This window comes from Candidatus Rickettsiella isopodorum (genome assembly GCF_001881495.1).
In the GTDB taxonomy this organism is placed as follows: Bacteria; Pseudomonadota; Gammaproteobacteria; order Diplorickettsiales; family Diplorickettsiaceae; genus Aquirickettsiella; species Aquirickettsiella isopodorum.
Genome location: NZ_LUKY01000031.1, coordinates 28,961 through 40,543 on the forward strand (window position 1 = coordinate 28,961; position 11,583 = coordinate 40,543).

Annotated in this window: 12 protein-coding genes; 7 read left to right on the forward strand and 5 right to left on the reverse strand. The window is 39.0% G+C overall.

Annotated features, from left to right (window positions below):
* Positions 1–2 precede the first annotated feature (2 nt).
* Genes A1D18_RS01915 through rodA form a run of 3 tightly spaced genes read right to left on the reverse strand, consistent with a single transcriptional unit; the run spans position 3 to position 3,019 of the window.
* Positions 3–887 carry a septal ring lytic transglycosylase RlpA family protein gene (locus A1D18_RS01915; protein ID WP_071662139.1) on the reverse strand — a complete coding sequence of 295 codons (885 nt, stop codon included), beginning with the start codon at positions 885–887 and terminating at the stop codon, positions 3–5.
* On the reverse strand, positions 871–1,887 hold the full coding sequence (gene mltB, locus A1D18_RS01920) for a lytic murein transglycosylase B (RefSeq protein WP_084028694.1): 1,017 nt from the start codon (positions 1,885–1,887) through the stop codon (positions 871–873). The genes A1D18_RS01915 and mltB overlap by 17 nt, the downstream gene beginning before the upstream one ends.
* A gap of 10 nt (positions 1,888–1,897) precedes the next feature.
* Positions 1,898–3,019 carry a rod shape-determining protein RodA gene (rodA, locus tag A1D18_RS01925; RefSeq protein WP_071662141.1) on the reverse strand — a complete coding sequence of 374 codons (1,122 nt, stop codon included), beginning with the start codon at positions 3,017–3,019 and terminating at the stop codon, positions 1,898–1,900.
* A 192-nt stretch (positions 3,020–3,211) separates the two neighbouring features.
* Between rodA and A1D18_RS01930 the strand changes: the two genes are divergently transcribed.
* The 3 genes from A1D18_RS01930 to A1D18_RS01940 all read left to right on the forward strand — a co-directional run bounded on the left by A1D18_RS01930 (position 3,212) and on the right by A1D18_RS01940 (position 5,704).
* Positions 3,212–4,210 carry a L,D-transpeptidase family protein gene (locus A1D18_RS01930; RefSeq protein ID WP_071662142.1) on the forward strand — a complete coding sequence of 333 codons (999 nt, stop codon included), beginning with the start codon at positions 3,212–3,214 and terminating at the stop codon, positions 4,208–4,210.
* Between the two features lie 168 nt (positions 4,211–4,378).
* Positions 4,379–5,182, forward strand: coding sequence for an RMD1 family protein (locus A1D18_RS01935; RefSeq protein ID WP_071662143.1), 804 nt, complete (start codon positions 4,379–4,381; stop codon positions 5,180–5,182).
* Between the two features lie 132 nt (positions 5,183–5,314).
* Positions 5,315–5,704 carry an HU family DNA-binding protein gene (locus tag A1D18_RS01940; protein WP_071662144.1) on the forward strand — a complete coding sequence of 130 codons (390 nt, stop codon included), beginning with the start codon at positions 5,315–5,317 and terminating at the stop codon, positions 5,702–5,704.
* A 55-nt stretch (positions 5,705–5,759) separates the two neighbouring features.
* Here the strand turns inward: A1D18_RS01940 and zapE are convergent, their stop codons facing one another.
* A complete protein-coding gene (zapE, locus tag A1D18_RS01945; protein ID WP_071662145.1) occupies positions 5,760–6,797 on the reverse strand; it encodes a cell division protein ZapE in 1,038 nt (345 codons plus the stop codon).
* A complete protein-coding gene (locus tag A1D18_RS01950; RefSeq protein ID WP_245756768.1) occupies positions 6,797–7,501 on the reverse strand; it encodes an alpha/beta hydrolase in 705 nt (234 codons plus the stop codon). Before A1D18_RS01950 ends, zapE begins: the two co-directional genes overlap by 1 nt.
* A gap of 47 nt (positions 7,502–7,548) precedes the next feature.
* Here A1D18_RS01950 and A1D18_RS01955 point away from each other — a divergent pair, with 47 nt between their 5' ends.
* The 4 genes from A1D18_RS01955 to A1D18_RS01970 all read left to right on the forward strand — a co-directional run bounded on the left by A1D18_RS01955 (position 7,549) and on the right by A1D18_RS01970 (position 11,583).
* Positions 7,549–8,466 (forward strand): ABC transporter ATP-binding protein, encoded by a 918-nt coding sequence (locus A1D18_RS01955; protein ID WP_071662146.1) that lies wholly within the window; start codon positions 7,549–7,551, stop codon positions 8,464–8,466.
* Between the two features lie 72 nt (positions 8,467–8,538).
* Positions 8,539–9,312 (forward strand): ABC transporter permease, encoded by a 774-nt coding sequence (locus tag A1D18_RS01960; protein WP_071662147.1) that lies wholly within the window; start codon positions 8,539–8,541, stop codon positions 9,310–9,312.
* A complete protein-coding gene (gene hemH, locus A1D18_RS01965) occupies positions 9,309–10,295 on the forward strand; it encodes a ferrochelatase (RefSeq protein WP_071662148.1) in 987 nt (328 codons plus the stop codon). The genes A1D18_RS01960 and hemH overlap by 4 nt, the downstream gene beginning before the upstream one ends.
* The gene (locus A1D18_RS01970) at positions 10,285–11,583 is read left to right on the forward strand and encodes a flavohemoglobin expression-modulating QEGLA motif protein (RefSeq protein ID WP_071662149.1); all 1,299 of its coding nucleotides are present in this window, start codon (positions 10,285–10,287) and stop codon (positions 11,581–11,583) included. Before hemH ends, A1D18_RS01970 begins: the two co-directional genes overlap by 11 nt.

Genomic DNA, 11,583 nt, shown 5'->3' on the forward strand with positions numbered 1-11,583 from the left:
TGTCAGGGCTTAAGCGCTTTGTAACGATGACTCAATCCAGCAAGTTGCAGTTTATGCGTGAGTTGTTGTGAACTCTTGCTATTACGTAAAGGTCCAATGACGACTTGGTAATAATGGCGTTTATGTATAAAAGTGGTTTTTACATTGACCGGAGAGCGAGTCCATTGTTTAACTAACAAGGCGAGTTTTTGTGCCGATGCGCGTTGTTTAAACAATCCTAATTGAATATAAGGGGCTTGTTTTTTTTCTGGATAATAACCAGGATACTTTTTTTTGTGTAGGGATTTAGAATTTGCCGCTAAACGTGTAATACCCGGTGTAATGGCAACGATGGAAACCGGTGCGGTGCCTCTGCCGATCATATCCAATTTTTTTGCCGCCGCATAAGAAAGATCGAGCAAACGATTATTAACAAATGGACCCCTGTCATTGACTTTGACAATGATTTTTTTTCCATTACGGAGATTAGTCACTTGTAAATAGGTGGGTAATGGCAGCGTTTTATGGGCTGCAGTCATGCCGGCTACATTGTAAATTTCACCATTTGAGGTTTTAAAATCATGAAATTTCATACCATACCAGGAGGCAATCCCTCGTGCATGATATCCTTTAGCGTTTTTCATGACATAGTAACGACGTCCGAAAACCACATAGGATTTTGGGTTACCTCGTTTACTTAAAGGTTCTGCTTTAGGTATCGCATTAGGAATCCGATGAGTATTGATTCTAAAACAAGGTGCTTTATCTTGTCTTAGATGGTAACGATAATTAGTACTACTGGAGGTGGAGGAACAAGCCCCTAGAGACAGTGTCAGTAAGCAGAAAGTAAGTCCAGAAATAATTCTAAAAAATAAGCGTCCTTGCTTAGCATTATTTTTTATTAACATGGCGTGGGTGCTCTTGTTGATGGAGATGATGGATTAATTCGCTTAATTGAAAAACCGCCATTGCATAAAGTGAGCTGGAATTATAGTGTTTAATGGTTTGAAAGTCATTAAATCCCAACCAGTATTCATTACCCTGCTTGAGTGGTAGTACAATCAAAAAGGTCTTAAGGTATGAAGGTATCTTTTTTTTAGCGTAAATGTGATACTTTTCAAAATCTTTTACGGTGAAATTCTCTTGCGACTTAGGTAAGTGGAGTAGCGCTGTGGGTGAAAATCGCGCTGGAATAGCGATAGGATTATTTTTGATCCAACCAAAGGATTTTAAGTAATTGGCAATACTAAGAATAGCGTCATCGGAGTTATTGATGAGATCACTATAACCTTTATGAGTGGCATCTACCGAGAGATGGCGGTAGTTGCTCGGCATAAATTGTACTTTTCCGATAGCGCCTGCGTAAGAACCTTTAGTGACTTTTGGATTTATAACGGGATTTTCTCGACTCAGTAATAAAAACTGCTCGAGTTGGTGTTTGAAAAAATTCGATCGGCGCGTATGATTGAAACTTAAAGTACTCAGCGAATCAATGACGCGGTATTTACCAGTGACCTCGCCATAGCGAGTTTCGACACCTAGAATGGCAACGATAATCGACGCGGGAACGCCATAGCGTTTTTCTGCCTCAGCTAAGGTTTTAGCATGCGCGTCCCAAAATTTTACGCCCATTTTCGCTCTTTTCGTCGTGACAAAAATAGGTCGATATTCTGACCAGGTTAAACGTTCTTTAGGTGAAATAAAAGAACTAATAATTGAGCGATTTGATTTGACGGTATTGAAGAGTTGTTGCAGTTGTTTACGATCAAAATGGTATTTTTCCACCATTTTATCAATAAATAACCGTACATCGGGTTTGTTGGCATAAGCGGTACAAGAAGTCAGAGACAGTGTAACTAATAACAGCAAAGCAAGTAAGTGACCACGCGATCTTTTGTTCTTCATCATGTTGCTTTCCTTAGTTACCGACTAGTTTTCTATGTGTTTGGATAGACATTAGAATACCAAAACCTGCGATTAAAGTAATTAATGATGTTCCACCATAACTAATCAAAGGTAATGGTATCCCCACTACAGGTAATAATCCGCTGACCATCCCGATGTTAACGAAGGCGGCAATAAAAAAACTTAAACTTAATCCTCCACCCAGTAAACGCGAAAAAGTATCTTGGGCTTTCATACTGATATAAAGTCCCCGTGCAGCGATCCAGAGATAAAGGCTCAAGAGTACGATACCTCCGAATAAGCCAAATTCTTCACCACAAACGGCAAAGATAAAATCGGTGGTATGTTCAGGTAAAAATTGTAAATGGGATTGTGTGCCATGCAGCCAACCTTTGCCAAAAAGTCCACCCGCACCAATGGCAATTTTTGATTGAATGATGTGATATCCGGCACCGAGTGGATCTCTTTCTGGATTCAAGAAGGTGAGTACACGTAATTTTTGGTATTCGTGCATAAAATGCCAACCAAGCGGAGCGATGATCAACATGAGTAAGCCTCCGAGTAACAACCAACGGCCACTCACGCCCGATAATAAAATAACGCTAAAACCTGATGCAACAATTAATAAGGCCGTTCCTAAATCCGGTTGCTTAATCACTAATAAGGTAGGGACTGCGATTATAATGAGCGCGATGAATAAATCGAAAAAAGAAGGCGGCAATGATTTATCATGTAAATACCAGGCTAACATCATAGGTACCGATAATTTCATCAGCTCAGAAGGTTGGAATTTTAATAGTCCTAGATTCAACCAGCGTTGAGCCCCTTTACCGACAACGCCTAAAATTAATACCGCAAGAAGTAAGCCAAAGCTAAAAATAAATACCCAAGGCGCCCAAGCACGATAAACAGACGGTGAGATTTGCGCTAGCATCAACATGGCAGAAAAAGCAATTATCATCCGCAATGCTTGTTTGCCGATAATGACTAAATTTTGATTACTCGCACTATAAAGTATAATTAAACCGATGCAGACTAGACTGAGTAAACCGATTAACAAAGGTTTATCCACTCGAAAAAACTGCGATATTTTTTGTAATGAAAATCGTGGACGGTGTTTGCTTATTGCGAGCATAATCGCAGCCTAGTAAAAGTAAATAGCTGTAGTATAGAATAAAATCTCCAAACTTACGTTAAACTAGAGATAAAAAACGGGTTTGTTTAGGATAAGCGTGTCGATTTTTGGCTAGGTGCTGCGTTTGCGTAATCACTAATTCGATGTACAATACCCAAGTTTTAAGAAAAGCAGCTTTTTTTATTGATAATTATGTCAACACTCTCTATTTCTATTGCAAAGTTTAAAAGTTTTAAAAAACGAGCGATGTGTTTGGTCATAGGGTTTTTTTTCTTTTTGAGTTTTGTTACACCAGTTTCGGCATTAACGTTTGTGTTACCTCCTCATGGAGAGGATATCGTCGGGCATGTGCAATGGACGCAAGCATTACCCGGTGATACATTTAATAAAATTGGTCGGCGTTATGATATGGGTTATTTTGAATTGGTAGAAGCAAATCCAATGATAAATCCTGAGCATCCAGAGCCGGGGAGCATTATCGTTATTCCAAGCCGTTTTATTTTACCGCCTAAGCGGCAAGGTTTAGTCATTAATTTAGCTGAATTACGTATTTATTATTATCCACCACATCGTCATGTGGTAATCACTTACCCTGTTGGAATAGGTCGTGAGGGATGGGATACTCCTTTAGGTCCTTCATGGATTGCTGAAAAAATGCGTAATCCTATTTGGACAGTGCCCGAATCAATACGTAAGGATCGCGCGAAAGAGGGTGTCTATTTACCCGTAAAAGTTCCGCCTGGTCCGGATAATCCATTAGGAGGTTATGCCATGCGGCTTAAACAGGCCACGTATTTAATTCACGGTACCAATGACTCGCAAGGCGTCGGGCGGCGCAGTAGCGCAGGATGTATTCGGCTTTTTCCAGAAGATATAGAAAGTTTATTTGCACAAGTGGCACGTAAAGAAAAAGTCACGATTATCGATTTACCTTATAAATTCGGTTGGGAAAAACATAGACTTTTTTTAGAAGCGCACGTACCATTGCAAAAACAACCCTTATTTAATCGACTAACGGCGAAAAAACTGCTTCGAGCAGCAAATAACTCAAAAGCTGCTAAAATTCAGTGGCAATCGGTTGAGCGCATTAGTTTACGAGAAAGTGGAATACCGCAAGTTATCGGATATCCTACGACACCTTTAGAGCATGTTGCACCGCAGCGTCGTCAAAAAAACAAAAAAAATACGTGATCTGTTATATACTCACTGCAATGTAATTTTTGGCAAGTACCGCGAAAATGATTATCGGAGTGTATTAATATACAGGGAATTGCGAGTTGAGCGCCTACAGACAAAAATTCAAGGTGAAGAATCAAGATCATGGGTAGTCAATCTATCTTAATACGACAGTGAACATTTATGCGTTGTGTTTCTTTTTGTACAGCAGCTAATTATAAATTAAGTCTACTCGCGGAATTTTTTCGTACTAAGCGTTATATTGCCAAATTATTTCGTAATGTCCTGTATGTGACTAAGCAGGATAAACCTATTGATATCTTTTTCTTTAATCATGGTTGTTTTGTTACTTGGAATCTCAGTAAAAAACAAGAGAAAAAATTAATCGAGGATATTAAGCCTTTTTCTATCGATCCGTTAGAAAAAATCGAAATGGATCTCTTTATTTATTATCTCGACAAAGAAACGCGGCTTTTTCCTCATCAACGCTTTAACGTCGATGTCATTACTTTAGAAAAGAATGAATCAGATAATGTGCAAATTAAACTGGCTATTTCTTATGGTTTAGCACAATCCATAAAATTAGAATCGTATGAAGAATCAGTGAATAAAACGGTTCTTGCGAATAGCCATTTTCCTAAAGAATTAGCCCGCTATGGCAAAATTTCTCTATCACGTTCCGAAATTTCTAAACGCATCGGTGAAATTTTCTTGACACGAAGCTCAGTCAATCTGAGTAGCGAGTATTTAGATGTACCTGAATATTTTTGGCGTTATTCGAATCTCGAATCTTATTATGAAATGACTGAAAAATTTTTAGACATCCCAAAAAGAGTAGCGGCTTTGAATCATAAACTGGATGTCGCGCATGAAATTTTAGAGATGTTAAATAGCCAATTACAACACCGTTATTCCAGTATCTTAGAATTTGTGATCATTTTATTAATTTTTATCGAAATAGTCGTGCAAATTTTACAACATGTATGAAAGAGTGTTTCTTATATATAACGAATAAACATAAAATATTTATAAGGGCCTCTAGCAAAAAACTAGAAATATGCTATTTTATATAATCCTAACCTTCTGTTTACTCCTTATATATTTAGAGGAATATGAACCATGGCTAAAAAGTTAGCTAAAAAAAAGTCCCCAGTCACTAAAGCACGTAAAAAAACTAAAGTAACATCGGCTAGTAAAAAACTAGCGGCTGTGAAAAAGTCTTTTACTAAAACTGAATTGCTCCAATGTTTAGTAGAAAGTACTGAATTACCTAAGAAAAAAGTTGCTGAGGTTTTAGAAACTCTACAGATGATTATGCATGCGCATGTAAAAGCCGGCTGTGCTTTTGCACATCCTGGCATGTATAAAATCACTGTTGTAAAAAAATCAGCAACTAAAGCACGTAAAGGGATTAATCCATTTACCGGTGAACCGACTACTTTCAAAGCAAAACCTGCGCGAAAAGTGGTAAAAATAAAACCATTAAAAAAACTCAAAGCGGCTGTTTAGAGTTCTTAACAAAAAAAGGCGCATTAAGCGCCTTTTTTTTACTCGATTAAAAAGATTAATGATTATTGAGCCATTTTTCTTTAAAAGCAGCTAAGCGGCTTTTTGTTCGCTCAAACTCAACACTTAGTCGGCCCTTAGCATAAATATTCTCGATAGGGTATGCCGAGGTGAGGATAAGCTGGCTATGGGCATCATAAAGAATATCAATTAAATGAATAAATAATCGGGCAAGATTATCTTCATATTCACCGATAGGTTTGACGTCACTGATCAAAATAGTTGAAAAACGTTGAGCAATGACTAAATAATCCAATTGGCTGCGCGGTATCGCACAAAGGGAGCTGAAGTCAAACCAGACTAATCGCTCGGTACAACCTAAATGTGAAATCAGACGACCATTAATCATTAGTGCTTGATAATTAACAGGCGCTTTTTTGCTTAACTCATTAAATAACGCGTGTACTTGTGATGGCTTCATGACCCACACGGGGCTATTTTCTGCTTGGGCCAAATGATTACGCCGATAATCGATGGCACTTTCTAAATGAAAAATACGTAGATGTTTTTTGATTAAACTAATGGCAGGTAAGAATAGTTCTCGTTGCAAGCCATTCGCATATAAATTGTCAGGGGATGTATTGGCAGTAGTGACTAATACAATTCCTTCGGAAAATAAGGCTTTTAACAATTGCGTGAGCAACATCGCATCGCCAATTTCATGGACTAAAAACTCATCTAAGCAAATAACGTGAGCTTCTTTACGTAGACGTTTAGCAATAGGCTTTAATGGATTTGAGGTTCCCTGCAGTTGTGCGAGCTCTGCATGGATGCGATGCATAAATTGATGAAAATGATAGCGAGACTTAGCAACCGGTAAATGATTATAAAACAAATCCATTAAATAGGTTTTACCTCGCCCGACATCGCCCCATACATACAATCCTTGGATAGGTTTTTTTTTGCCTAGCCATTTTCTGGGTGTGATGATTGCATGATACACGGCTTGAAATTGTTGCATGGCTAAGGCTTGTTGTGCATCCTCTTCCAAAGTTTGATGTAATACTTGTTGTTGGTAAGCAGTTAAAGGTGTCATTAATGAGTTTTATTTAATAGAGTGGCTAAGCAATCGCGTAATTCTATGAGATGGCCATGAAAGAAATGTGTCGCGCCATGAATTTTAATCACTTCTGGAGGGTGTTCTAAGGAGTTTACCCAAGAAAATACCGCGGTAGGTGAGACGACTTCATCTTCATCACCCTGTACCAGTATCCAAGGACAAGGAAAAGGGGGAAGTTCTTTAAAAGGAAAATTTTCAATAGGGGGTGCAACACAAATCAATTGTTTCGCAGGCCAAACCTTTGCGGCGCGTGCCGCTACATAAGCACCAAAAGAAAAACCCGCGAGCCATATCGCTCGCTCAGGACAACTTTCTTTCAACCAGGTGAGTATGGCCAATAAATCGTCGGTTTCGCCGTTGCCGTTGTCATATTCACCTTGGCTTAGACCGACACCGCGGAAGTTGAAACGTACGGCAGCAAGCCCTATGCTGTTAAAGCAACGCGCTAAGGTATAGATGACCTTATTGTGTAGGGTGCCGCCAAACAAAGGGTGTGGATGGCAAATAACCACAAGGGTCGGTGGATTTCGTGGTATTTCAGGCGAGGTGATCATTACTTCAAGTTGCCCAGCGGGACCGGGTAACAACAATTTGGCTAGGCGATCAGTAGGGAAAGGTAGCGTGTTGGCCATGTTATACTCGTAGTGGTTAATTAATAAAGGCTTATGAAAAGAAGTCATTATTATTTAAGCTAAAATTTTATTTATTTTAAAGTGCTATTAAACTTATGCAAGCATTGAGCATCCAAGGTCTCAGGAAAATCTATAAGAATGGAGTTGTTGCGCTTAAAAACATCGATCTCACTGTTGAGGAAGGCGATTTTTTTGCATTGTTGGGTCCGAATGGTGCTGGAAAATCGACTACCATCGGTATTATCGCTTCACTCATTAATAAGACGGCAGGGACAGTTAAAATCTTCGGACATAGTATTGATAACGAATTAGAATCCGCTAAATCCTGTATCGGCATCGTGCCGCAAGAACTTAATTTTAGTATCTTCGAAAAAGTGATCGACGTGATTGTTTATCAAGCCGGTTATTATGGTGTGCCCAGGCGTTTAGCAAAACAGCGCGCGGAACGGTATTTAAAAAAATTAGATTTGTGGGATAAACGCAATCAAATTTCTATGCAACTTTCGGGCGGTATGAAACGTCGCTTGATGATAGCTCGCGCCTTAGTGCATCAACCGCGCTTGCTGATATTAGACGAGCCTACTGCCGGTGTCGACATTGAAATACGGCGTTCAATGTGGGAATTTTTGCGAAGCATTAATCAACAAGGTATTACTATCATTTTAACAACGCATTATTTAGAAGAAGCAGAATATCTATGCAAAAACATCGCCATTATTGATAAAGGTAGCATTATAGAAAATACCAGCATGAAACAGTTATTAGCGACTTTAAATATGGAAACCTTTGTGTTTGATTTAAAAAAACCGTTAGTTGAATTACCACAATCGCCATTTGGAATGCGTTTATTAGATAATGTGACCTTAGAAGTCGATGTCGCTAAAGAACAATCACTGAATAATTTGTTTGGATTTTTAGAAGGACATCATATTGAAGTGACCAGTTTACGCAATAAAGCGAATCGTTTAGAAGAATTATTTTTGAATTTGATTGCTGCCAATAAAAATAAATAATAGAGCGAATAAAGTTTCAATCATTGAATCAAGCCAAGCTAAAGTGAGACAAATTAAAAAAGATTAATTATTATGCAAGCAAAAGTCTACTGGATCGCATTTATTAGTTTGTTACGCAAAGAAATTAAACGTTTTTTGCGTATTTGGGTGCAAACCTTATTACCACCCTTGGTGACGATGACGTTGTATTTTTTAATCTTTGGAAATTTGATTGGCCAACGTTTAGGTAATATCGAAGGTTATAGCTATATGCAATATATTGCACCGGGTTTAATCATGATGTCAGTAATCACCGCAGCGTATACCAATGTGGTGACTTCCTTTTTTAGCATGCGTTTTCAACGCAGTATCGAAGAGCTGATTGTTGCACCGTTGCCAAATTATTTACTCTTAGTCGGATTTGTTGCAGGAGGGGTTGCACGTGGCTTATTGGTCGGTTTATTAGTAACCGTTTTAGCCTTATTTTTTACGCAGTTACATGTTACTAATATTTTTGTGTTGTTGGCTATTGTACCAATGACCGCTATTTTATTTTCGCTAGCGGGTTTTACCAACGCCTTATTTGCCAAGACCTTTGATGATGTCTCTATTGTACCGACATTTGTGTTAACGCCATTGACTTATCTCGGTGGTATATTTTATTCCATTGATTTATTACCAAGCTTTTGGCGGCATTTATCCTTGTTTAATCCGATTTTGTATATTGTGAATAGCTTTCGTTATGGCTTATTAGGTATTAGTGATATTCCGGTCATCTCGGCCTTAATGATCATATTTTGTAGTTGTGTCGTATTATTTTTTATTAACCTTAATTTGCTGAACCGTGGTAAGGGCATCCGTACATGAAATCCGGCGTATTACTCATTAATTTAGGGACGCCGTCCGCACCGACGCCCAAAGCGGTGCGTGATTATTTAGTCGAATTTTTAAGTGATAGACGCGTGGTGGAAGTACCGGCGTGGCTCTGGCAGCCATTGTTGAAGTTAGTCATCTTGCCCATACGTGCACGACGTTCAGCAAAACTGTATCAAAGTATCTGGATGGACGAAGGTTCACCGTTAGCGGTGATTACACAGCGTTTAGCAGACAAAGTTCAAACTAATTTAGGTAAAGAATACAAATTAGTGTTTGCTATGCGTTATGGTAAACCGAGTATTCACGCTGCACTCAAGGAATTACTCGCTGCGGATGTCTCATCTATCACCATTTTACCGTTATATCCGCAGTATTCCGCGGTCACCACCGCAAGTTGTTGGGATCAAAGCAGTGAATTTTTTCAAACGTCACGTGTTGTTTCGAATCTAAATTTTATTGCATCCTATTTTGATCATCCACTGTATATTGAAGCGCTGGCCAATAAGCTTAAAGCACAGCGAACAGAACCAACTAAAAACAGCTATTTACTGTTTTCTTTTCATGGTTTACCACAACGGTGCATCGAAAAAGGTGATCCTTACCAACAACATTGTTTTATGACGGTACGATTACTAGCAGAACGCTTACAGTTATCTGTGGATGATTATCAAGTGGTGTTTCAGTCGCGTTTCGGTGCAGCCCAGTGGTTAAAACCATATTGCGATGTGGTGTTACAAGAACTTCCGGCACGTGGCATAAAAAATGTCAGCGTCATTTGTCCTGGATTTGCAGTCGATTGTTTAGAAACCTTGGAAGAGATTTCTAAACGTTATCGAGAACTGTTTTTAGCTGCTGGCGGTGAACGTTTTAATTACATTCCCGCATTGAATGATTCAGCTGAACAAGTGAAATTGCTAGCAAGTTTGGCGCAACGTCCCATTAACGAATGGAGTAAGGGATCCCATGAAAAGTAATGAAAAGGCGTATCGCGCACGATTACGTGAATTATCGGATCGTATCGTGCAAGCACAAGATGCGATAAAAATTTTAGAAAGCATTAAATGGGGGCCCGAAATACAAGCCGATTTTTTTAAAAAGAAATGCAAACAATTACCCAAAGTCAATGCGGAATATTATCAGAAAAATAGTTTGTCGTTTGATATCTGTAAAAAACGCGAAGAATTTCAAATTTTAGAACGGGATATTAATCGCGAAGTTGGCCAATTCAGTTCGATCGGTCGTATTATGTTGCGCATGTGTCGAGAATATCAGGATTTGTTGAATTTATTGATGGCGCGTGGTACCCCTGAGTTTAGTGCCTTATCCAAAGAATTATATGGCAGTGCCGATGATGCTTTTTATGTGAATGCACCGCGCTTAAAGGATTTAGTACCCGTCGTTTCACAAGCACTGATGAATATTAAAGACAAAACCCAAAATGAACTGGATGAGAAACGTTATGACAGCCAACAAGCGATAGAAATTCTGAATCGACGTTTATCAGTGTATTTTAAACATGCAGGTAAAGCAAAAGATTGGGTGATAGTCAGTGATGGGATTGTCGCCGATGCGGCGGCCGGTTCAGAACGGATCAAGGTACGCAAGGATGCCTTATTCAGTGAGCGTGATTTACGAATTTTAGAAGTGCATGAGGGGTGGGTACACATGGGTACCACACTGAATGGGATGCGGCAACCGATATGTACTTTTCTCAGCAAAGGTCCGCCTTCGGCGATTGCCAATCAAGAAGGCCTGGCGATCATCACGGAATTATTTCTTTTTGTTTCCTCACCCATGCGGATTAAGAAATTAACGGATCGTGTCACCGGGATTGCCATGGCGGAAGAGGGCGCTGATTTTCTGCAAGTGTTTAATTTTTTTCTAGAACAAGCGCATACGCCGGAAGAAAGTTATAAAAGCAGCGTCAGGATTTTTCGGGGTAGTTTACCGAATTTAGGCCCGTTTACGAAAGATTTAGTTTACACTAAAGGTTTTATTCTAATCTATAATTATCTCCGTTTGGCGGTTGAGCAAGGTTTAGTGGATAGAGTTGATTTGTTATTTGTCGGTAAAACTAGTTTAGAAGATCAACGCTTATTAGCCCATTTACTTGAAGAGGGATTACTGGTTAAACCGCATTTTATGCCGCATCAGTTTCGTGATTTAGCCGCATTAAGTTGTTGGATGTGTTTTTCCCTGTTTTTTAATAAACTGGACTTGAAAAAACTTGCCATTGATTATCGAAATATTTTGCAGGGCTAA